22 protein-coding genes are annotated in these 20,117 nt (G+C 61.0%); 15 read left to right on the forward strand and 7 right to left on the reverse strand.

Going from position 1 to position 20,117, the window contains the following annotated elements; translation table 11 throughout:
- The first annotated feature begins 81 nt into the window (after positions 1 to 81).
- From HX898_RS07290 to HX898_RS07310, 5 genes are all read left to right on the forward strand, one after another.
- Positions 82 to 408: a hypothetical protein gene (locus HX898_RS07290; protein ID WP_138329907.1), complete on the forward strand. Its 327-nt coding sequence runs from the start codon at positions 82 to 84 to the stop codon at positions 406 to 408.
- A gap of 263 nt (positions 409 to 671) precedes the next feature.
- Entirely contained in the window at positions 672 to 2,123 is a 1,452-nt protein-coding gene (locus tag HX898_RS07295) for a deoxyribodipyrimidine photo-lyase (protein WP_180194312.1), read from the forward strand.
- Positions 2,120 to 3,454: an FAD-dependent oxidoreductase gene (locus HX898_RS07300; RefSeq protein ID WP_180194313.1), complete on the forward strand. Its 1,335-nt coding sequence runs from the start codon at positions 2,120 to 2,122 to the stop codon at positions 3,452 to 3,454. The genes HX898_RS07295 and HX898_RS07300 overlap by 4 nt, the downstream gene beginning before the upstream one ends.
- Complete coding sequence (locus tag HX898_RS07305; protein ID WP_171598933.1) at positions 3,451 to 4,302, forward strand: DUF1365 domain-containing protein; 852 nt, start codon at positions 3,451 to 3,453, stop codon at positions 4,300 to 4,302. Before HX898_RS07300 ends, HX898_RS07305 begins: the two co-directional genes overlap by 4 nt.
- A gap of 96 nt (positions 4,303 to 4,398) precedes the next feature.
- Positions 4,399 to 5,658: a cyclopropane-fatty-acyl-phospholipid synthase family protein gene (locus tag HX898_RS07310; protein WP_138329912.1), complete on the forward strand. Its 1,260-nt coding sequence runs from the start codon at positions 4,399 to 4,401 to the stop codon at positions 5,656 to 5,658.
- Here HX898_RS07310 and HX898_RS07315 read toward each other — a convergent pair whose 3' ends face one another.
- Both HX898_RS07315 and HX898_RS07320 read right to left on the reverse strand, forming a co-directional pair.
- Positions 5,659 to 6,492 (reverse strand): SDR family NAD(P)-dependent oxidoreductase, encoded by an 834-nt coding sequence (locus tag HX898_RS07315; RefSeq protein ID WP_138329913.1) that lies wholly within the window; start codon positions 6,490 to 6,492, stop codon positions 5,659 to 5,661.
- A gap of 98 nt (positions 6,493 to 6,590) precedes the next feature.
- Complete coding sequence (locus HX898_RS07320) at positions 6,591 to 7,250, reverse strand: ChrR family anti-sigma-E factor (protein WP_173862930.1); 660 nt, start codon at positions 7,248 to 7,250, stop codon at positions 6,591 to 6,593.
- Between the two features lie 225 nt (positions 7,251 to 7,475).
- On the opposite strand from HX898_RS07320, the gene HX898_RS07325 reads away from it, so the two are divergent.
- Genes HX898_RS07325 through HX898_RS07340 form a run of 4 tightly spaced genes read left to right on the forward strand, consistent with a single transcriptional unit; the run spans position 7,476 to position 10,711 of the window.
- Positions 7,476 to 8,513 (forward strand): cysteine synthase A, encoded by a 1,038-nt coding sequence (locus HX898_RS07325; protein WP_138329915.1) that lies wholly within the window; start codon positions 7,476 to 7,478, stop codon positions 8,511 to 8,513.
- A gap of 6 nt (positions 8,514 to 8,519) precedes the next feature.
- Positions 8,520 to 9,257, forward strand: coding sequence for an alanyl-tRNA editing protein (locus HX898_RS07330; RefSeq protein ID WP_138329917.1), 738 nt, complete (start codon positions 8,520 to 8,522; stop codon positions 9,255 to 9,257).
- An 18-nt stretch (positions 9,258 to 9,275) separates the two neighbouring features.
- A complete protein-coding gene (gene sseA / locus HX898_RS07335; RefSeq protein WP_138329919.1) occupies positions 9,276 to 10,145 on the forward strand; it encodes a 3-mercaptopyruvate sulfurtransferase in 870 nt (289 codons plus the stop codon).
- A gap of 5 nt (positions 10,146 to 10,150) precedes the next feature.
- Entirely contained in the window at positions 10,151 to 10,711 is a 561-nt protein-coding gene (locus tag HX898_RS07340; protein WP_180194314.1) for a GNAT family N-acetyltransferase, read from the forward strand.
- A gap of 29 nt (positions 10,712 to 10,740) precedes the next feature.
- Here the strand turns inward: HX898_RS07340 and HX898_RS07345 are convergent, their stop codons facing one another.
- A complete protein-coding gene (locus HX898_RS07345) occupies positions 10,741 to 10,977 on the reverse strand; it encodes a hypothetical protein (RefSeq protein ID WP_348649441.1) in 237 nt (78 codons plus the stop codon).
- Positions 10,978 to 11,055: 78 nt separating this feature from the next.
- Between HX898_RS07345 and HX898_RS07350 the strand changes: the two genes are divergently transcribed.
- Complete coding sequence (locus tag HX898_RS07350) at positions 11,056 to 11,559, forward strand: DUF1203 domain-containing protein (RefSeq protein ID WP_180194315.1); 504 nt, start codon at positions 11,056 to 11,058, stop codon at positions 11,557 to 11,559.
- Positions 11,560 to 11,575: 16 nt separating this feature from the next.
- Here HX898_RS07350 and ald read toward each other — a convergent pair whose 3' ends face one another.
- Positions 11,576 to 12,694: an alanine dehydrogenase gene (ald, locus tag HX898_RS07355; RefSeq protein WP_180194365.1), complete on the reverse strand. Its 1,119-nt coding sequence runs from the start codon at positions 12,692 to 12,694 to the stop codon at positions 11,576 to 11,578.
- Positions 12,695 to 12,850: 156 nt separating this feature from the next.
- Here ald and HX898_RS07360 point away from each other — a divergent pair, with 156 nt between their 5' ends.
- The 3 genes from HX898_RS07360 (at position 12,851) to HX898_RS07370 (ending at position 14,861) form a co-directional block, all read left to right on the forward strand.
- Complete coding sequence (locus HX898_RS07360; RefSeq protein WP_138329923.1) at positions 12,851 to 13,312, forward strand: Lrp/AsnC family transcriptional regulator; 462 nt, start codon at positions 12,851 to 12,853, stop codon at positions 13,310 to 13,312.
- Positions 13,313 to 13,490: 178 nt separating this feature from the next.
- The gene (locus tag HX898_RS07365) at positions 13,491 to 14,372 is read left to right on the forward strand and encodes a DMT family transporter (RefSeq protein WP_138329925.1); all 882 of its coding nucleotides are present in this window, start codon (positions 13,491 to 13,493) and stop codon (positions 14,370 to 14,372) included.
- An 84-nt stretch (positions 14,373 to 14,456) separates the two neighbouring features.
- Positions 14,457 to 14,861, forward strand: coding sequence for a PilZ domain-containing protein (locus tag HX898_RS07370; protein ID WP_138329927.1), 405 nt, complete (start codon positions 14,457 to 14,459; stop codon positions 14,859 to 14,861).
- Here HX898_RS07370 and HX898_RS07375 read toward each other — a convergent pair.
- Entirely contained in the window at positions 14,831 to 15,553 is a 723-nt protein-coding gene (locus HX898_RS07375) for a hypothetical protein (RefSeq protein ID WP_180194316.1), read from the reverse strand. The genes HX898_RS07370 and HX898_RS07375 overlap by 31 nt on opposite strands.
- A 178-nt stretch (positions 15,554 to 15,731) precedes the next feature.
- Here HX898_RS07375 and HX898_RS07380 point away from each other — a divergent pair, with 178 nt between their 5' ends.
- Positions 15,732 to 17,720 (forward strand): bifunctional 2',3'-cyclic-nucleotide 2'-phosphodiesterase/3'-nucleotidase, encoded by a 1,989-nt coding sequence (locus HX898_RS07380; RefSeq protein WP_180194317.1) that lies wholly within the window; start codon positions 15,732 to 15,734, stop codon positions 17,718 to 17,720.
- A 42-nt stretch (positions 17,721 to 17,762) separates the two neighbouring features.
- On the opposite strand, the gene HX898_RS07385 is transcribed toward HX898_RS07380, so the two are convergent.
- On the reverse strand, positions 17,763 to 18,731 hold the full coding sequence (locus HX898_RS07385) for a LysR family transcriptional regulator (RefSeq protein WP_130679882.1): 969 nt from the start codon (positions 18,729 to 18,731) through the stop codon (positions 17,763 to 17,765).
- A 139-nt stretch (positions 18,732 to 18,870) separates the two neighbouring features.
- On the opposite strand from HX898_RS07385, the gene HX898_RS07390 reads away from it, so the two are divergent.
- Complete coding sequence (locus HX898_RS07390) at positions 18,871 to 19,485, forward strand: FMN-dependent NADH-azoreductase (protein ID WP_138329933.1); 615 nt, start codon at positions 18,871 to 18,873, stop codon at positions 19,483 to 19,485.
- A 48-nt stretch (positions 19,486 to 19,533) separates the two neighbouring features.
- Here the strand turns inward: HX898_RS07390 and HX898_RS07395 are convergent, their stop codons facing one another.
- The gene (locus tag HX898_RS07395) at positions 19,534 to 20,109 is read right to left on the reverse strand and encodes a TetR/AcrR family transcriptional regulator (RefSeq protein WP_171598941.1); all 576 of its coding nucleotides are present in this window, start codon (positions 20,107 to 20,109) and stop codon (positions 19,534 to 19,536) included.
- Positions 20,110 to 20,117: the final 8 nt, after the last annotated feature.

Consider the following 20,117-nt stretch of genomic DNA (forward strand, 5'->3'; position numbering starts at 1 on the left):
TTTCGGCAAATTTCGGAACAATGATTCCATCAGGCAGTTACCCCTGCGTCATCCAAGATGAAAATCCAAGGAGGATATCCCATGTCTAGATCCCTTATTGCCGCTTCGCTGCTCGCGATCGGCATGGCGTCGTCGGCTTTTGCCCAGTCTAACCCGAGTCCGATCGGGCCAACGAATGGCGGCTCGACTGATCCGAGTTCGGGTACCTATTCATCCGACTACACCAACGATGACAACGGCATTCGTCCGGTACCCGTCTCGCCGGTCGATCCGACGACGACACAGAGCATCGGCCGACCACAGGCGATGGAATGCCCCGGCATGCCGCAACAAATGTCCGGCGTCGACACGCGCGGCGGCCAGAGCGGCGCATCGATTAGCGAAGCCTGCCGCGAATACGACAACTAAAGCGCGTCGCGATCTTTCACATTCGCTTGTCGCGCTTTAGCTCTTTGTTTTTACGCATGTCGTTGTCGCAAAACCGCGGCACACTTTTGCGCGACATGCTTTAAGCGACAGACTCCCGCTCTCAGAAAAAGGCCGGTTCACACCGGCCTTTTTCATGCCGCCGACCGCCGTGAAAGCTTTTTATCCGCCGGATGAAACTTTTGATCCGGGCGTTCCGTACATCCGTAGCAGATTGCAAACAACACAGGCGGGGAACGGTTTTATTGGCAACGGACGCGGCAAAACCTGTTATCCTCTGGTTTCGCAAGGACTTGCGCCTTGACGACAATCAGGCACTCACCGCCGCCCATCGCTCCGGGCGGCCGATTATCCCGCTTTATATTAGAGAACCGGAGGCAGTAGGCACGGGTCCGCTGGGTGCTGCGCAGGCCTGGTGGCTGAATCACTCACTCAAAGCGCTGGACAGGTCGCTGCGCAAGCGACAGGGACGGCTTGTGCTTGCAAGCGGCGAGGCGCTCGAAGTGCTCTGCGCCTTTATCAAGGAAAGCGGTGCCGAAGCCGTCTTCTGGAATCGGCGCTACGATCCATCAGGAACGTCGATCGACATCCGTATCAAACACCAATTGGAAAAGCAGGCGATCGAGGTGACAAGCTTCGGCGGCCAGTTGCTGCACGAACCTTCCCGTCTGATGACCGGCAACGGCACGCCCTATCGCGTCTACACGCCATTCTGGCGCGCACTGGAGGGCGGCGGCGAACCGGAGCCACCACTGGACGCGCCGGCGAAACTGCGGCTGACATCGCAACTTCCGAAATCGGAAACGTTGGAGAGCTGGAAGCTGCTTCCGACGAAACCGGACTGGGCGGGCGATTTCACCGATCTGTGGACACCCGGCGAAGATGGCGCGCACGAAAAGCTACGTGCCTTCGTCGAAGATGCGCTCGACGGCTACAAGGAAAACCGAGACTATCCAGCGAGGCCGGCGACGTCGATGCTGTCGCCGCATCTGGCGCTGGGCGAGATATCCCCCGCCCGCATCTGGGATGCCACACGCGGCCTGTCGCAACGCGTGCCGGCGGCCGACATCGTGCATTTTCGCAAGGAGATCGCCTGGCGCGAATTTTGCTATCACCTGCTTTTCCATTTCCCGCGTCTTGCCTCCGTCAACTGGAACGATCGTTTCGACGGCTTCGAATGGCGCAACGACGGCGGGGATTTGGAGGCGTGGCGCCGCGGCATGACCGGCTATCCGATCGTCGATGCCGGCATGCGCCAGCTTTGGCGCCATGGCTGGATGCACAATCGCGTGCGCATGATCGTTGCCTCCTTCCTCATCAAGGATCTGATGGTGGATTGGCGCCGGGGCGAAGCCTGGTTCCGGGATACGCTTGTTGATGCCGATCCCGCCAACAATGCCGCAAGCTGGCAATGGGTAGCGGGCTCGGGAGCCGATGCCTCGCCGTTCTTCCGCATCTTCAATCCGGTGCTGCAGGGCGAAAAGTTCGATCCCGACGGCGGCTATGTCCGGACCTACGTGCCGGAGCTTCGAGAGCTCGGGGCAAAGTACATCCACCGGCCGTTCGAGGCGCCGAAGAGAATGCTCGACGAGGCCGGCATCACGCTTGGCCAAACCTATCCAAAACCGATCGTCGATCACGCGAACGCCCGCAACCGGGCGCTCGCCGCCTACAACGCAACAAGGGATACCGCATGAACGCGCACTTCCGTCCCGCTCCACGCCGGCTGAGGATCGCCGTCATCGGCTCCGGCATCTCGGGCGCCTCCGCAGCCTGGGCGCTGTGTCAGGTGCATGACGTTACGCTGTATGAAAGCCAGGCGCGGGCCGGAGGCCATACGGCGACGGTCGACGTGGATTACGACGGGGTACAAATTGCGGTCGATACCGGCTTCATCGTCTATAACGAGCAGAATTATCCCAATCTGACGGCGCTGTTTGCCGAGCTCGGCATCGCGACGCATGCAAGCGATATGAGCTTTTCGCTCTCGCTCGACCGCGGCAGACTGGAATGGAGCGGCGGCGGACTGTCCTCGATCTTCGCGCAGAAGCGCAACCTGCTGCGGCCCTCGTTCTTGTGGATGATCCGCGAGATTCTCCGCTTCAACCGCACCTGCCTCGAAGATCGCAGCGCCGGTCATCTCGCCTCGCGCTCGATCGGCGATTATCTCGACTGGCGCGGCTTCTCGCCCGGTTTCACCAACAACTATCTCGTGCCGATGGCGGCGGCGATCTGGTCGACACCATCAGCCCGCATGCTGCAGTTTCCCGCTGAGCAGTTCGTCAATTTCTTCGACAATCACCGGCTGATCTATCGCCGGCAGCACCCGTGGCGCACGGTGACCGGCGGCAGCCGCACCTATCTCGACCAGCTGCTTAGGCCGCTCGGCGAACGCCTGAAACTCTCCTGCGGCGTGCGCAACGTCATCCGCTCGGAGCGCGGCGTCACGATCATCGACGAGGCGGGGATCGAACACCCGTTCGACAAGCTAATCTTCGCCTGCCACAGCGATCAGACAGCCCGCCTGCTCGCCGATGCCACCGAGCGGGAAAGCAGGCTGCTTGCCGCTATCCCCTACCAGCCGAACCGCGTCGTCCTGCATCGCGACCAATCGCTGATGCCGAAGCGGCGCAAGGTTTGGGCCTCATGGAATTATCTGCGCTCCAGCCGTGAAGACGGAAACGCGGACGTGGCCGTGACTTACTGGATGAACCGGCTGCAGGGCATCGACGAGAAACTCCCGCTGTTTGTGACCCTCAATCCCGACCGCGAGCCGGACCCCCATAAGGTGTTTGCCGAATTCACCTATGAGCATCCGCAATTTTCGGCGGAAGCCATAAGCGCTCAACAGGCGCTCACGACCATTCAAGGACAGAATAGTTGCCATTTTGCGGGTGCCTGGACGGGGTACGGATTCCATGAGGATGGTCTCGTTTCCGGTCTGGCGGCGGCGGAGGCCTTGGGCGGGATCATACCCTGGCGGACTATCCGAACCTCCCGGCACCCCCAACCGGATGCGGCGACATGACAGGGCGCGGCGAAAAACGTGGCATGAACGCGGCAGCCAACGGCGCCCCACCGGATGCCGCCGCAGCGCTCTATGTCGGCGAGATCATGCACCAACGCATGAAACCGTTCGGCCATCGCTTCCGCTACCGTGTCTTCTCGCTGCTTGTCGATCTCGACAGGCTGGACGAGGCTGGCCGGTTATCGACGTTATTTTCCGTCAACGGGCGCAATTTCGTCTCGTTCCAGGAAAGGGACCACGCCGAAACCAGAAATATGTCGCTGCGCACCTATGTCGACGGGCTGCTCGCCGAGGCGAGGCTCGACCGCGCGGACAGGATCCTGCTCGTCTGTTATCCCCGCATTCTCGGCTATGTCTTCAATCCGCTCTGCGTCTATTACGCCTATGATGCCGGCGGCGTACTCGTCGCGATAATCTACGAGGTGCGCAATACTTTCGGCGAGCGGCACAGCTATGTCTGCCCCGTCGGCCGTGGCGAGATGTCGGAAAGCGGGCTTCGCCAGAGCTGCGACAAGATCTTCCACGTGTCGCCCTTTATCGGCATGGCGGCGCGCTATCATTTCCGCATGCTGCCGCCCGGTAAAGAGATCCGCTGGCGCATCCTTGAAACAGATAGTGAAGGACCGCTGCTCTCGGCGACATTTTCCGGACGGCAGGTGCCTTTGACAAACGCTTCGCTGCTGGGCTTGACGGCGCGCATACCCATCCTCACTTTCAAGATCATGACCGGGATCCATTGGGAAGCACTCAAGTTGTGGCTAAAGGGCGCGCGGTATGTCAGGCGTCCTGCGCCCCCACTTGCAGTCAGCGTCCGCCAAACCCGCCCGCTTGCGGAAGCGGCGGAATGACATTAGCGTTCGATGCAATGGTCGGGGGGCGGCCGCGCGTATCATCAAGGATGCTTCGTCCCTAACCGGCAAGAAAATGCTGGAGGAGGAGGAGAAATGAGCAAGGCGCAGGACTGGAATCTGCTGGCTCGTGATGCGGTGACGCTGACGGCCGAAAACATGTCCCGAATGGTGAAGGGTCTGCCGTTCAAGGCGAAGCTGGCTCTGCGCGGACTTCTGCACATGCAGCACGGTTCGCTTGCCGTCACCCTCCCCGACGGCCGCAGGCTGCTGGTCGAGGGCAAGAAGGCCGGACCAAAGGCGGCGCTCAGCCTCCACAACTGGAACCTTGCCTATCGGGCGCTGACGAGCGGCACGATCGGGGTCGCCGAAACCTATATGGATGGCGACTGGGACAGCCCTGACATCGCCGCCTTCCTCGAACTCTTCCTCGTCAACGGCGAGGCCGCATTCAGCTATGCGCATGGCAAGGGCGGTCTTGGCCGCCTGTTCGAGCGCGTCCGCCATTGGATGAACACCAACACCAAGACGGGCTCGAAGCGCAACATTTCCGCCCATTACGATCTCGGCAACGATTTCTACAGGGAATGGCTCGATCCGAGCATGACCTATTCCTCGGCGCTCTATTCGACCGGCGCCAACGATCTGCAATCGGCCCAGAATGCCAAATACCGGGCGCTTGCCGAGGCGACCGGCATCGGGGCTGGCGACCATGTGCTCGAGATCGGCTGCGGCTGGGGCGGTTTTGCCGAATTCGCCGCAAGCGAGCTGAAGTGCAAGGTGACGGGGCTGACGATCAGCCGTGAGCAGCTTGCCTTTGCCGAGGAGCGCATCCGCAAGGCCGGCCTCGACGACCGCGTGGAATTCCGTTTCCAGGACTACCGCGATGAAGCAGGGCTCTACGACCGGATCGTCTCGATCGAGATGTTCGAAGCGGTCGGCGAGAAATACTGGCCGTCCTATTTCTCCAAGCTCAGGCAATGTCTGAAGCCGGGCGGCAAGGCTGGGCTGCAGATCATCACGATTAAGGACGAGTCCTTCGACCAGTATCGCAGCAACCCTGACTTCATCCAGAAATATGTCTTTCCCGGCGGTATGCTGCCGACGCGCAATCATCTGGCCGAACTTGCAGGCAAGGTCGATCTGTCGCTGGTCAAGGACTTCGGCTTCGGGCTCGATTACGCCCGCACGCTGGCCGAATGGCGCGAGCGCTTCTGGTCGGTCTGGGAACGCATCCGCCCGATGGGCTTCGACGAGCGTTTCAAGCGGCTCTGGGAATTCTATCTGTTCTATTGCGAAGCCGGCTTCCGTGCCCGCAATATCGATGTGCGCCAGGTCGTGTTCTCTCGCCGTTGATCATTCCGCCGCATGCGGTGTCACCGGATGGCGACCAGCCGATGGCGGCCGCTCCCGCCAGCCGGTCACGCGGTTCACCAGCGTGAAATAAACGCTATAGGGGAGCAGGCGTGCAAGCTTCAGCATGGTGGTGAAGCGCTTCGGAAACGTGATCTCGAAGGCCTGCGATTTCAACCCGGCGGCAATCTCCCGGGCGGCCTCCTCGACCGATATCAGAGCCGGCATTGGAAAGGCATTCTTCCTCGTTGCCGGCGTATCGACGAAGCCTGGGCTGACGAGTTGGATGCGGATGCCCATCTTGTCGAGATCGAATTTCAGGCTTTCGGCCATATTGATCAGCGCCGCCTTGGTAGCGCCATAGGCAGCCCCCGTCGGCAGGCCGCCATAGCCGGTGACGGAGGAAACGATGGCGATCTGTCCCTGCCCCTTCGCCTTCATATGGCGGATCGCCGGCAGCAGACAGTTGACGACGCCGGAAAGGTTGACGGCAAAGCTCTTCTCGAAATCGGTGCGGTTCAGATCCTCGGCATGGACAGGCAGGTAGACGCCGGCATTGAGGATCGCCATGGCGAGCGTGCCGTGCTCATATTCGATGGAGGCCATGACATGTTCCATGTCCTCGGCATCGGTGACGTCGCCGTCGAGCACAATGATATTGCCCGAGAGGCCATTGGCTTCGGCTTGCAGTTCGACAAGCTTTTCGTGGCTTCTGGCGGTGACGGCGACCTTGTATCCTTCGCCGGCGAGCCTCAGTGCAAGCGCCCGGCCGATACCTGAGCTCGCGCCCGAAATCCAGACGATTCCATGTTCGGGATGGGCAATGAAGTCACGCATGACATGTTCCTCCGGGCTGCCTGATCAATGCGAAAACAGGTCCGGAAGTTCCTCAACCCCTCCGGATTTACGGCTCTATCACACCATTGTGGCTGCTTTCAGCCGATCAGGTCGCCGATAATCTGACGAAAGGATCCGGTGAGCTTGACCGGTCCATCCGAGACGGCAAAGGCGATGCAAGGCCGGTCCTTTTCGGCGACCGGCCGGTGGTCGACCGTCTCGTCGGCAATGGAGATGTCGCCGGGGCCGAAACGGCCGCGTTCATCGTTGAAGGCGCCGTCGAGAATGAGGATCAGTTCCATGCCTTTATGGGTGTGCGCCGGCAAGGCGCGGCCCGGCCGGATCCACATCAGGCTGACCTCGCAGCCGTCCATGTCGAGCGAATATTCCCTGAAACCGGGCAATCGCCGGCGCCAGGGCACATCCTCGGCCTCGAAGCCCAAGAGAGCGCGCAACGCTTGAGGAAACAGCGCATTTTCCGGCCGCGCGGCCGTCTGCGGCGCCGAGACGGGAGACGCAGAGGAAAAGATCGCCGCAAGCCGGCCGTCGCGATCTGCAATGGCGGCTTCAGGCGCGTTTTCCAGAGCTTCGCCGGCCAGCAGCTCGAGGCTGTTCACCAGGCTGCGATTGTCGGGTTTCATTTCGAGATGAGACTGCACCAGCACACGCGCCGGCTCGGGCAAGGAGCCGGCAACATAATGCGCCATCAATGCATCGATCGTGTCGATCTGCTCGTGAACCATGTCGGTTTCGGTCACGCCCTGTTGCCGCGCTCCGTTTTCGCTTTGTCGTCATCCGTACGGGGAAAGTCAATCTTCGGATCACCCTCACACGGCGGGATTGCGGGCCATACGTCATTTCGGAGGAGGAAAGCCAAATTTTATCGCGGCCGACAGAGGTGTGGAATAGCTTTTCTTGCCAACTCAGCCTTGTGAAGGGAAAAGACCGTTCCTAAAGTAAGAGTTCGAATAGAGGCAGATTCCATGACCTTCCACCCCTCCGTCCTTGAAGCCATCGGCAACACGCCCCTGATCAAACTCAAGGGTGCCTCAGAGGCGACCGGCTGCACCATTCTCGGCAAGGCGGAGTTCCTGAACCCCGGCCAGTCGGTCAAGGATCGCGCCGCGCTTTACATCATCCGCGACGCAGAGCGGAAGGGATTGCTTCGTCCGGGCGGCGTCATCGTCGAGGGAACGGCCGGCAATACCGGCATCGGGCTGACGCTGGTCGCCAAGGCGCTCGGTTATCGCACCGTCATCGTCATCCCGGAAACGCAGAGCCAGGAAAAGAAGGACGCGCTGAAGCTGCTCGGCGCCGAACTCGTCGAAGTGCCCGCCGTTCCCTACAAGAACCCAAACAACTACGTGAAGGTATCCGGGCGGCTGGCAGAGCAGTTGGCGAAGACCGAGCCGAACGGGGCGATCTGGGCAAACCAGTTCGACAACGTCGCCAACCGCCAGGCGCATGTCGAAACGACGGCAAAAGAAATCTGGAAAGACACCGACGGCAAGGTCGACGGCTTTATCTGCTCGGTCGGCTCCGGCGGCACGCTCGCAGGCGTGGCTGCCGGCCTCAAGGCTTTCAAGGCAGACGTCAAGATCGGCATCGCCGATCCCGATGGCGCCGCACTCTATGAATTCTACCAGAACGGCGCGCTGAAATCCGAGGGATCCTCGATCACCGAGGGCATCGGCCAGGGCCGCATCACCGCCAATCTCGAGGGCTTCACGCCTGACTATGCCTATCGGATCCCCGATGCCGAAGCACTTCCCTATCTCTTCGACCTCGTCGAGAACGAGGGCCTCTGCCTCGGCGGATCGACGGCGATCAACATTGCCGGCGCGGTCAACCTCGCCCGGGATCTCGGACCTGGTCACACGGTGGTGACGATCCTCTGCGATTACGGCAACCGCTATCAGTCAAAACTCTTCAACCCGGATTTCCTGACGTCGAAGGGGCTGCCCGTTCCGGGCTGGATGGCCAAGTCGCCCGATATCCACGTTCCCTACGAGCCGGTGTGAGATCCCATGCCCGTCAATGCCCTTTATCGTGACGACTTCTATCTCTCGACGTGCGAGGCGGTCGTCACCGCCGTTCACGAAGACGGGGGCATCGAACTGGACCAGACCTGCTTCTATGCGACATCAGGCGGCCAGCCCGGTGACACCGGAGAGTTCGAGCGCGCTGACGGCAGCAAGATCGCGCTCGGCCAGACGAAACATGGTCCGGGCAAGGATGTCATCATCCATGTGCCGCTCGAAGGTGCGCCACGGCCCGTGGTCGGCGAGACGCTGGTGCTGCATGTCGACTGGCCGCGCCGCTACAGGCTGATGCGCATGCACACGGCCTGCCACCTGCTTTCCGTGGTCTGCTCCTATCCGATCACCGGGGCTGCCGTCGGCGAGGAGGAAAGCCGCGTCGACTTCGACATGATCGAGACGATCGACAAGGACGCGGTGACGGCCAAGCTGATGGAACTGGTCGAGCAGAACCATCCGGTCACTCTGCAATGGATCACCGACGAGGAGCTTGTGGCCAATCCCGATATCGTCAAATCGAAGAACGTCCGCCCGCCGATTGGGCTCGGGCGCGTCAGCCTCGTCTGCATCGGCGAGAACTCCTCGATTGACAGCCAACCCTGCGGCGGCACACATGTCTCCGAGACTCAGGAAGTCGGCCGGATCCATATCGCCAAAATCGAGAAGAAGGGCAAAGAGAACCGGCGCTTCCGCATCCGCTTCGGCACGCCCGGCGACGAAGCCTGACCATCAAGGGAGACCATCATGAGTGAGACCAAGAGCCGTTTCGTCGTTTCGGCCGACTGGCTGCAGTCCGAGCTCGGCAAAGCTGACCTGCGAGTGCTGGACGCCTCCTTCTATCTGCCGGCGCAGAAGCGCGATGCCGATGCCGAATATGCGGCCGGCCATATTCCCGGCGCCATCCGCTTCGATCAGGACAAGATCGCCGACCATTCGACGTCGCTGCCGCACACGATCCCCTCGCCCGATTATTTCGCTGCCGAAGTCGGCCGGCTCGGCATCAGCGAGAATGATCGCATCGTCGTCTATGACGGTATCGGCCTGTTCGCCTCGCCGCGCGTCTGGTGGCTGTTCCGGGTGATGGGCGCGAAAAACGTCTTCGTTCTCGACGGCGGTCTCGACGGCTGGAAGGCCGAGGGCCGTCCGCTTGAAACCACGGCGTCCAATCATTTGCCGGCGACCTTTACGCCCAATTTCGATGAAAGCCGCGTGGTGACGCTTGATACGATGCGCGACATCGTCTCCAGCGCCGCGATGCAGATCGCCGATGCCCGCAGCGCCGGCCGCTTCGCAGCCGCCGAACCCGAACCGCGTGCCGGCATGCGCTCCGGCCATATGCCCGGCGCCCGCAGCCTGCCCTCCGGCGTCTTCGCCAACCAGGGCCGCTTCAAGTCGCTGCCCGAACTTAGGCAGACGATCGAGGATGCCGGCATCGATCTGTCCAAGCCTGTCGTCACCTCCTGCGGCTCGGGAATCACCGCCGCGATCATCACGCTCGCGCTGGAATCGCTTGGCCATCACGACAACAAGCTTTATGACGGCTCGTGGAGCGAATGGGGCAGCCGTGACGATACGCCCATCGTCACCGGTCCGCCGACGCCGGTCAAAGTCTGATCGCCATGGGAAAGGCACCCGCTTCGCTGAAAGCTCACATCACCCGGCTCGAAATGATGGCGCCGCCGAAGGCAAGCATGCCGGTGCCCGTCAATATCCAGACGGCGATCATGCGCGCTCCCGAGATCCCGCTGCCCTTCTACCGCTATCTCTACCGGCAGGTGGGCGCACGCTGGCAATGGGTGGATCGGTTACGTATGAGCGACGAGCAGCTTGCCGAGACGCTGAACGACAAGCGCAACAATATCAGCGTTCTCTACGTGAACGGCGCGCCCGCCGGCTTCTACGAATATTTCTGCGAAGACGAGGATATGATCGAGCTCAGCCATTTCGGCCTGATCGAACATGCGCTCGGTCTCGGCATCGGCAAGTGGTTCCTGCTGCAGGCGCTCTATGCCATCTGGTCGCTCAATCCGAAGCGGGTCACCACCACCACCAACAATCTCGACCATCCGCGCGCGCTGCAGCTCTACCAGATGTACGGCTTCTCCCCCGTTTCGACCGGCACCGGCATCGTCCGGCCGCTCAGCGACAAGGAGCTTCTGGAGATTGCGCGGAAAAGCTGACGGATGCCTTCCTGACGTAGGCAGAGCTGTTAACGCTGCGTCAGGCTGTTCGGGCGGCGCGGGTCGTTGCGGCGCTCGAAATCGAGAGTGCGGCCCGACTGTTCCTTCAGTTCCGCCACTTCCCGCCGCAGAGCCCTGAGCTCTTCCAGTATTTCCGCATTCTGTTGCGCCAGCAGCGCGAGATCGACATCGGGCATGGGGCTCTCCTTTCGCCTTACAGCGTTCGAACAGAAGATACGCCGCTTTTCGCTCCCCGGCGATCTCATATGCAGACGCAGGCAAGAATCGGGTGGCTTGCCCGCCCGTCCAGGTGCATTTCATGGCGATCACAAAGGAGATTTGCCATGACCGCCATTCGTTTTGTTGCCATGCCGACGATAGATGCCGAACACCTCTGGAACGGCGGCCGCGACGCCTATCACAGGCTGCCCGAGACGATCGTTTCCGATGGTCCCGGTCATCCCTGCCGCCACTGCCTCGAAAATATCGATGCGGGCGAGGCTTTGCTGGTCTTCGCTTACCGGCCCTTCCCCGAGCTGCAGCCCTATGCCGAAACCGGCCCGGTCTTCCTGCACAAGCAACCTTGTGCACGCTATGCCGCCGAAGAGATCATGCCGCCGGTGCTGACGACGAGCCGTGACTTCATCGTCCGCGGCTATAGCGAGAACGACCGCATCGTCTACGGCACCGGCGCGGTGACTGCTATCGGCGATATTCCAGCCTATGGCGAAGAGCTGTTGGGACGGCCTGATATCGCCTATGTGCATGTGCGCTCAGCGCGCAACAACTGCTTCCAATGCCGGATCGACAAGGTAAAGGCGCCGGACCTGGTGGAGACCGGCGCCTGACCTAGGGTCAGGTAGGTTACGCTACGTTCAGTACGCTCTCCGGCGCGAAGGCTTCGTAGCCCAGCGCTTCGGCGACCGGCTTGCTGGTGATGCGGCCCTTGTGCACGTTGAGGCCGTTCCTCAGATGTTTGTCTTCGGCGATGGCGCGCAGGCCGCGATCGGCAAGCGCCAGGCCATGAACCAATGTGGCATTGTTCAGCGCGTGCGCCGAGGTGACCGGCACGGCACCCGGCATGTTGGCGACGCAATAATGCACGACGCCGTCGACTTCGTAAGTCGGATCGGAATGGGTCGTCGCATGCGAGGTCTCGAAGCAGCCGCCCTGGTCGATGGCGACGTCGACGATGACGGAGCCCTTCTTCATGCCGGACAGCATCTCGCGGGTAACGAGCTTCGGAGCGGCAGCACCCGGGATCAGCACGGCGCCGATAATGAGATCGGCCGAGAAGACTTCCTCCTCCAGCGCCTGGATGCTGGAATAACGCGTGTGGATACGGCCTGCGAAGATATCGTCAAGCTGGCGCAGGCGCGGCAGCGACTTGTCGAGGATGCTGACATCGGCGCCAAGGCCGGCAGCCATCCTGGCCGCATGCAGGCCGACGACGCCGCCACCGATGACCGCGACTTTGGCCGGCAACACGCCGGGTACGCCGCCAAGCAGGACACCAAGACCACCATTGGCCTTCTGCAGCGCGGTCGCTCCTGCCTGGATCGACAGGCGTCCGGCGACCTCCGACATCGGCGCCAGCAACGGCAGGCCGCCGCGCTCATCGGTCACCGTCTCATAGGCGATCGCGGTGACGCCGGAGGCGATAAGGCCTTTGGTTTGTTCGGGATCCGGCGCCAGATGCAGATAGGTGTAGAGAAGCTGACCGTCGCGGAGTTGCGCCCATTCGGCGGGCTGCGGCTCCTTCACCTTGACGATCATGTCGCACTTTTCGAAGATATCCTTGGCGGAGGCGGCGATCTTGGCGCCGGCCGCGGCATAGGCGGCATCATCAGCGCCGATACCGACGCCCGCCTTGGTCTCCACCCAGACCTCGTGGCCGTGGGCAACATATTCGCGCACCGAAGCCGGCGTCAGGCCGACGCGATATTCATGATTCTTGATTTCCTTCGGGCAACCGACACGCATGCGCGTTCCTCTCATTTTATCTCCGCGGCCGCGGATTTTTTCAGATGAGGAATCCAACCATCAAGACAGTGAAATGTCCTTGCAAAGACGATTTGCGAAGACGCGATTTTTCGGTGATTATTGCGCTTCTTCTACCTTTCTTCGAAGGTTCTTCGAATGGCCAATCTCGATACCATCGATCTTGCGATTCTCCGGGCATTGCAGGCCAATGCCCGCATCACCAATGCCGAGCTTGCCGAAAGGATCGGATTGTCGCCTTCGGCCTGTTCGCGCCGGCTCGACATCTTGGAAAGAAGCGGCGTCATCGGCGGCTACCATGCGCGGCTTTCACACAAGGCGCTCGACTACAAGATGATCGCCATCGTGCATATCTCGCTCTCCGGCCAGTTCGCCAAGACCCTGGCGGAATTCGAGGCAGCGGTGAAGCTCTGCCCGAACGTGCTCGTCTGTTACCTGATGTCGGGCGAATACGACTATATCCTCAGGGTCGCAGCCCGCGACCTCGAGGACTATGAGCGCATTCACCGCGACTGGCTGTCGGCCCTGCCCCACGTGGTCAAGATCAATTCGAGCTTCGCGCTCAGAGAAATCATCGACAAGCCGAATGTCGGCCTTTGAGGCCTTGCATCTTTGCCGAAAGCCTGCCCAGACTTTCGATGCGCGCAAGCGTTTCCCCACTACAGCGCTGCGCGTCTTTTCAGACGCGCAGAGGACGCTGTAACACTTTGGACTTCTGCATAATTTCATCCTTAAATCGGAATCGATTAAGGGTGAAATTATGCAGTAATGGCAAATCATGACATCGAAGACCCAAGGCTATATTTTCGCGCTGCTGGCGATCACCATCTTCTCCCTGCAGGATGCCATCTCGAAACATCTGGCGACGGCCTATCCGCCAATCTTCGTGACGATGATCCGCTACTGGGCCTTTGCGCTTTTCACAATCATCCTCGCTGCGAAGATGCGCGGCGGCATCAAGGCGACGGCCCGCACCAAACGACCTCTCCTGCAGGTGACCCGCGGCGTGCTGCTTGCCGTCCAGGTGGTTCTGGCCATCACCTGCTTTGCGATGATCGGCCTTGCCCGTTCACAGGCGATCTTTTCCGCGACGCCGATCCTGATCGCGCTGCTGGCTATGCCGATCCTCGGCGAGCGGGTCGGGTGGCGGCGATGGGCAGCGATCGGCGCCGGACTTTTCGGGGTGCTGCTGATCCTCAAGCCGGAAGGCGAATTTTTCGACGTGAAGCTGCTTCTCGCCGTCATTTCCTGCTTCAACTTCGCCTTCTACGTTATCGCCACCCGTCTGGTCAGCCGCGACGATTCGTCGATGACCAGCTTCTTCTATACCGGCGTTGTCGGCGGCGTCACGATGACGCTCATCGGACCGTTCTACTGGAGCTGGATGTCGTCGGGTGACTGGGGCTGGATGGCGCTCGTCTGCGTCACCAGCATTTCCAGCCATTATTTCCTGATCCGCGCCTATGATGTTCTCGATGCCGCCGCCGTCCAGCCGCTGACCTATCTGTCACTTGTCTACGCCTCGGTCATCGGCATGGCGGTCTATGACGAAACGCTCAGTCTCAACACGATCATCGGTTCGATCATCGTGGTTGCTGCCGGCATTTTCACCGTCTGGCGCGAGCATATGGTCGGAAGCAGGGTCACTGCTGCCAATTGATGTTTCACTGCAATTTTAGCCAAGCCCCTAAAACCATTTCAATTTTCCGGCGCTATGCTCCCTCGCTATACCAAGGGAGACAGTATGACCCGCAACTTGAAAATCACGGCCCGGAAGACCGATCGGAAACACTGCCGCGTTTTCGGCCATGTCAAATATCTGAACAGCCAGGTGGATGCCCGCATCCTCGACTTATCGCCGACCGGTGCCGCCCTGGAGATGAAGGGGCCGCTCCATGCCGCCTCAGGCAGCAAGGTGCGCATCGAGGCCGAAAACCTCGGGCTGCTCGAAGGCATCATCCGCTGGAAGCATAATGGCCGCGTCGGCATCCAGTTCGACGTGAATTCGAATGCACGGGCGCAGATCTCCTCCTATTTCCGCTTTTTCCATAAGGAAGTACGGCCCGTGCTGGCGACCCGCCCGTTGACGATATCAGGTGCCAAAGGCGACCGGACGCCTCACTTGGCGACATCGACACTGAAATCGTAGGGCTGCACCGCCTTTGCCCCGAAGGAGCGGCTGAGATCGTTCCAGTAGCTGCGGTTGACGTTGACGTCGAGGGTGACCGCCCCTTGCGTCTGCGGCAGCCTGGCACCGAGGTCCCTGACGTCGACAGTGGCGGTATTGGCGTTGGCGCCAGACAGCAGGATCGTTTCCGTGCCGAGCGGCACGTTGACTGCGCCAGGCGCCTGGCTGCTGGGGAGCGGCTCGCTTGATATGATCTGGCCGTCTCCACCGAGGAACTTGATATCGCAGGTCTGGCATTCGCCCTGCGTCCAGCCGGGATTGACCTTCAACTCGACCCGCGGCGGCAGCGAGCGAGTGCCATCCTGAGCATGGGCGATGCCGACGATGCCGAACAGGCTGGCGGCCGAGCTGACCTCGATCGGCCTCGGGTTGGCTGCACTCCCCTGTGCAGCGGCCATGATCAGAGCCGGTGCGCCGATGCCAAGAAGAAGCGCCTTCTGCAACTGCTGTTCGCGATAGATCAGGGCGATAGCGCCGCCGATAATGAAGAAGACGACGATGGCGGCAAGCGCGCAGGCAACCGAAATCCAAGGGTTTGCCGTCGTCGTCAGCCATTTCTCCACATCGCCGCTGTAGAGCGCCTGCGCCTTATCGACCAGACTGGGTGCGATGCCTCCGAAACCTCCGACCAAAGCGATAACGACCTTGTTCATAATGCCATCTCCCCAATGGTTCTAGCTGTTACCACTGTACCATAAATTGCATTTCACGACCATGCCGCTTTCCCGCTGGATTGTTTTGCCGTTCTGGCATTTTCACGGTGTACTCCTCGGCAAATCGTCCTAATTCTGACGGGCCGGACGATGCATGATCCCTACTAGGAGAATTTCCATGTCTTCCATTTTCGATGTTGGCGCGATGAGCCGCCGTTCCCTGCTCGGCGGCCTCGCCGCCACTTCCGCCTTGGTGCTGTTGCACCCTTTCAGCGCGCGCGCCAGCGCCAACCAGGCCCATCTCAGGCTGATGGAAACGACCGACATTCACGTCAACGTCTTCCCCTATGACTATTATGCCGACAAGCCGAACGACACGATGGGCCTGTCGCGCACCGGGACGATTATCGACAACATCCGCGTGGAAGCTGTCAACTCGCTGCTGATCGACAATGGCGACGTGCTGCAGGGCAATCCGATGGGCGATTACATGGCCTATCAGCACGGCATGAAGGACGGCGACGTCCATCCGGTGATCAAGGCGATGAACACGCTCGGCTATACGGTCGGCACGCTCGGCAATCACGAGTTCAACTACGGCCTCGACTTCATGTTCAAGGTACTGGCAGGCGCAAACTTCCCCTTCGTCTGCGCCAACCTGACCAAGGGCCAGCTCGCCTCGGACCCGAAGCAGGACGATCTCTTCTTCAAGCCCTACATCATCGTCGAAAAGCAGATCAAGGACGGCGCCGGCAACGAAAGCCCCGTCAAGATCGGCTTCATCGGCTTCGTGCCGCCGCAGATCATGCTCTGGGACATCAAGAACCTCGAAGGCAAGGCGCAGACGCGCGACATCGTCGAGGCCGCCAAGGCCTGGGTTCCCGCCATGAAGGAAGCCGGCGCCGATATCGTCATTGCGCTCTCGCATTCCGGCATCGACGGCAGCGCACCGTCCGAAAAGATGGAAAACGCCTCGCTGCATCTCGCCGCCGTCGATGGGATCGACGCGATCTTCACCGGCCACCAGCACCTCGTCTTCCCCGGCCCGAAGAGCTGGGACGGTGTGGCCAATGCCGACCCAGTCAAGGGCACGCTGCACGGCAAGCCCGCCGTGATGGCCGGCTTCTGGGGCTCACATCTCGGCCTTATCGACCTGCTGCTCGAAAAGGACGGCAACAGCTGGAAGATCGTCGATTTCACCGCGGAAGCACGGCCGATCTACCATCGCGACGACAAGAAGAAGGTGGTTGCCGACTATGCCGACAAGAAGGATGTGGTCGAGGCCGCCAAGGCCGAGCATGAGGCGACGCTTGCCTATGTCCGCACCCCGGTCGGCAAGACCTCCGCACCGCTCTATTCCTACTTCGCGCTGGTTGCCGACGATCCCTCGGTGCAGGTCGTCAGCCAAGCCCAGACCTGGTACATCAAGCAGATGCTCGCCGACACCGAGTTCAAGGACCTGCCGGTGCTTTCGGCGGCGGCCCCCTTCAAGGCCGGCGGTCGCGGCGGCGCCGACTACTATACCGATGTTCCGGCCGGCGATATCGCCATCAAGAACGTCGCCGACCTCTATCTTTACCCGAACACGGTGCAGGCCGTTGCCATCACCGGCGCAGAGGTGAAGAACTGGCTCGAAATGTCGGCCGGCATGTTCAATCACATCGAGGCCGGCTCGAAGGATGCAGCGCTGCTCAACAATGACTTTCCGTCCTACAATTTCGACGTGATCGACGGCGTCACCTACCAGATCGACCTGTCGCAGCCGCCGAAATATGATTCATCCGGCAAGCCGATCCATCCGGACGCCAACCGCATCCAGAACCTCGCCTTCAACGGCAAGCCGATCGATCCGGCTCAGAAGTTCGTCGTCGTCTCGAACAACTACCGCGCCGGCGGCGGCGGCAATTTCCCTGAGATCACCGCGGACAAGGTGATCTTCCAGGCGCCGGATACCAACCGCGACGTCATCGTCCGCTATATCCATGATCAGGGCACGATCAATCCGTCTGCCGACGCCAACTGGACCTTCAAGCCGCTCCCCGGCACGACCGCGACCTTCGAAAGCGGCCCGAAGGCGAAACAGTTCCTCGCCGAGCTCAAGAGCGTCAAGATCGAGGATGCCGGCGAAGGGGCAGACGGGTTCTCGAAGTTCAGGCTTGTTCTTTAGGCCGAGCACAATATCAGCGAAGGCGCGGCACTCGCGCCTTCGTCATTCGGCCGCAAGCGGCGTACCAGCTTCCTGCAGTTCCGCTATCTGAGCATGGAAATCGACTTGGCTCGGGCAGGCGGAAAGCCGCGTGCGGAACGCGTCGATCATCCAGGTGGCGGCAGGTCCGGGCGGGTTAGCGAGCTGACGGACCGAATATATGGGATACTCCCCCTGTTCGTAGGCATCCAGATCGAGATGGACGAGCCTGCCGCTCGTCAGATCGTCATGAATCACGGAAGCCGGAAGGCCGCCCCAGCCAAGGCCGGCCCTGATGAGCTGGTGCTTCGTTGCAATATCGCTGACGCGCCATGTCTTGTAGGAGAGAACGTTGAAATCGCGCCCCTTCGTCCGTCCCGATGCATCGGTGACGACGAGTTGCACTTCCTCGCGGACGTCGCCGAGCGTCAGTGGCCGGCCGATCCCGGCAAGCGGGTGGTTGCGCGCGGCAACGGGCAACATGAAGGAATGACCGATCCGCTCCGTGACGATCGAATCGTCCTGCTTGACGACCGCGCCACCAATCCCGATCGTCGCCTTGCCGCTGAGGACGAGATCCATGACCATTCCGAGCTCGCCGACATTGAGGCTTAACGAAACGGATGGAAACATCTCCCGGAATTCGCGGAGGACGTCCACCAGGGCTCGCGAAGGCACCATAACGCTGATGGCGACGGAAACCTCCGCTTCGAGCCCTTCTCTCAGGCTCTTGACGCGCGCCCGCATGACTTGCAGATCGCCCAGAATGCGCCGCGCATCCTCCAGCATCGCCTTGCCCGCCTCCGTCAGCTTCGGCTGACGCGCGCCGGAGCGCTCGAAAAGCGGGACTTCGAGCTGCGCCTCCAGATTGGCGATCGTATAGCTGACGACCGACTGCGCCCGGTTCAGCGCCCGCGAAGCGGCCGAGAAGCTACCGGTCTCGGCAACGGTCAGAAACACCTGCAATTGGTCCAGAGTGGGGTTTGGCAGCATCTTCTATCCATTCCATCGATAGTTTCGATCTACATTATCACCGTTTTTTCGATAGCAGGCCAGACCTATTTTCCTCATCGAGACTACGGCTCACCTCCCAGCAACGGGCCGTCAAATCCCATTCGAAAGGAAATGCACCATGTCGTCCATCCTGCTTCTGACGTCCAGCCCGCGTGCCGATTCTCTCTCGACGCCGATCGCCGTCGATCTCGCCGAAAAGCTGAAGAGCCAGAATCCGGGCAGCGTCGTCATTCGCCGCGACCTTGCCGCCAACCCGCTGCCGCATATCGATGACCTCTTCACCGGCGCGATCCGCAAGCCGCCCGAGGCCCGCACCGCTGAGGAAACCGTGGCCGTCAAGACCTCCGACGAGCTTGTCAACGAACTGCTCGCCGCCGATACGATCGTCATCAGCACCGGCCTCATCAACTTCAACATCTATTCGTCGCTGAAGACCTGGATCGACAACGTTGCCCGTGCCGGCCTGACCTTCAAGTACACGGAAAGCGGTCCGGTTGGCCTCGCAACCGGCAAGAAGGTTTACGTGGTGCTCGCTTCGGGCGGTGTCTATTCACAGGGCCCGGCCGTCGGCTTGAACCATGCCGTGCCGTACCTGAAGTCGGTTCTCGGCTTCCTCGGCATCAGCGATATCGAGACCATCTATGTCGAAGGCTTGGCCTTCGGTCCGGAAGCTGCCGAAAAGGCGATCGACGCCGCCAAGTCGCGCGTCCAGGAAATCGCACTGGCGGCCTGATTGGCTCCCAAATGCTTCACGGAACGGCCGGCCTTTGCCGGCCGTTTTTCATTTGTCGATATCGGCGACAAAATCCCGGACCGTCGCCAGGATTTCGGCCGAGAGTTCTTCATCGGACGAAATCCTGGCAAGGCCGACGCCGCCGGCCATCATCGCGAAGGCCATGATCGCCTTGCGGCGCCGTTCGCTATCGTCCGTTCCCGCAGCCTTGCTCGCCAGTGACGCGAAATTGCGCCTGAGCCCGTCCGTGGCGATCCCCCGCGCCGTCTCGCCGCTACGGGATATATCGGATGTCAGCGCGGCAAAAGGGCAGCCCTCACCGGGATTGTCGCGATGATACGCGCTCACATAGCGATCGGCGACATCGGCAGCCGTCATCTCCGCCGGGTTCACCCCCTCGGCCTCCAGCTTGCGTCCCCATGAATCGAAAGCGGACTGCATCGCCTCGGCAACCAGATCGTCACGGGAGGCGAAATGCTTATAGAAGCCGCCGACGGTCAGTCCGGCCTCCTTCATCAGATCGGCGACGCCAATACCTTCGAGCCCCTCCTCGCGGAGCCGCTTCGACGCGATCTCGACAATCTTCTCGTGCGTCTTCTGTTTCTCCAACTGCGAACGCCCCATCGGACATC

The sequence above is a fragment of the Rhizobium sp. WYCCWR 11128 genome (genome assembly GCF_013416305.1).
In the GTDB taxonomy this organism is placed as follows: Bacteria; Pseudomonadota; Alphaproteobacteria; order Rhizobiales; family Rhizobiaceae; genus Rhizobium; species Rhizobium indicum.

What these genes read in the sequence shown, in the direction of transcription:
- HX898_RS07290 (WP_138329907.1), top strand. Translation starts at nt 82, where the DNA reads ATGTCTAGATCCCTTATTGCCGCTTCGCTGCTCGCGATCGGCATGGCG.
- HX898_RS07300 (WP_180194313.1), top strand. Translation starts at nt 2,120, where the DNA reads ATGAACGCGCACTTCCGTCCCGCTCCACGCCGGCTGAGGATCGCCGTC.
- HX898_RS07305 (WP_171598933.1), top strand. Translation starts at nt 3,451, where the DNA reads ATGACAGGGCGCGGCGAAAAACGTGGCATGAACGCGGCAGCCAACGGC.
- HX898_RS07310 (WP_138329912.1), top strand. Translation starts at nt 4,399, where the DNA reads ATGAGCAAGGCGCAGGACTGGAATCTGCTGGCTCGTGATGCGGTGACG.
- HX898_RS07315 (WP_138329913.1), bottom strand. Translation starts at nt 6,492, where the DNA reads ATGCGTGACTTCATTGCCCATCCCGAACATGGAATCGTCTGGATTTCG.
- HX898_RS07325 (WP_138329915.1), top strand. Translation starts at nt 7,476, where the DNA reads ATGACCTTCCACCCCTCCGTCCTTGAAGCCATCGGCAACACGCCCCTG.
- HX898_RS07330 (WP_138329917.1), top strand. Translation starts at nt 8,520, where the DNA reads ATGCCCGTCAATGCCCTTTATCGTGACGACTTCTATCTCTCGACGTGC.
- sseA (WP_138329919.1), top strand. Translation starts at nt 9,276, where the DNA reads ATGAGTGAGACCAAGAGCCGTTTCGTCGTTTCGGCCGACTGGCTGCAG.
- HX898_RS07340 (WP_180194314.1), top strand. Translation starts at nt 10,151, where the DNA reads ATGGGAAAGGCACCCGCTTCGCTGAAAGCTCACATCACCCGGCTCGAA.
- HX898_RS07345 (WP_348649441.1), bottom strand. Translation starts at nt 10,977, where the DNA reads ATGAGATCGCCGGGGAGCGAAAAGCGGCGTATCTTCTGTTCGAACGCT.
- HX898_RS07350 (WP_180194315.1), top strand. Translation starts at nt 11,056, where the DNA reads ATGACCGCCATTCGTTTTGTTGCCATGCCGACGATAGATGCCGAACAC.
- ald (WP_180194365.1), bottom strand. Translation starts at nt 12,694, where the DNA reads ATGCGTGTCGGTTGCCCGAAGGAAATCAAGAATCATGAATATCGCGTC.
- HX898_RS07360 (WP_138329923.1), top strand. Translation starts at nt 12,851, where the DNA reads ATGGCCAATCTCGATACCATCGATCTTGCGATTCTCCGGGCATTGCAG.
- HX898_RS07365 (WP_138329925.1), top strand. Translation starts at nt 13,491, where the DNA reads ATGACATCGAAGACCCAAGGCTATATTTTCGCGCTGCTGGCGATCACC.
- HX898_RS07370 (WP_138329927.1), top strand. Translation starts at nt 14,457, where the DNA reads ATGACCCGCAACTTGAAAATCACGGCCCGGAAGACCGATCGGAAACAC.
- HX898_RS07375 (WP_180194316.1), bottom strand. Translation starts at nt 15,553, where the DNA reads ATGAACAAGGTCGTTATCGCTTTGGTCGGAGGTTTCGGAGGCATCGCA.
- HX898_RS07380 (WP_180194317.1), top strand. Translation starts at nt 15,732, where the DNA reads ATGTCTTCCATTTTCGATGTTGGCGCGATGAGCCGCCGTTCCCTGCTC.
- HX898_RS07385 (WP_130679882.1), bottom strand. Translation starts at nt 18,731, where the DNA reads ATGCTGCCAAACCCCACTCTGGACCAATTGCAGGTGTTTCTGACCGTT.
- HX898_RS07390 (WP_138329933.1), top strand. Translation starts at nt 18,871, where the DNA reads ATGTCGTCCATCCTGCTTCTGACGTCCAGCCCGCGTGCCGATTCTCTC.
- HX898_RS07395 (WP_171598941.1), bottom strand. Translation starts at nt 20,109, where the DNA reads ATGGGGCGTTCGCAGTTGGAGAAACAGAAGACGCACGAGAAGATTGTC.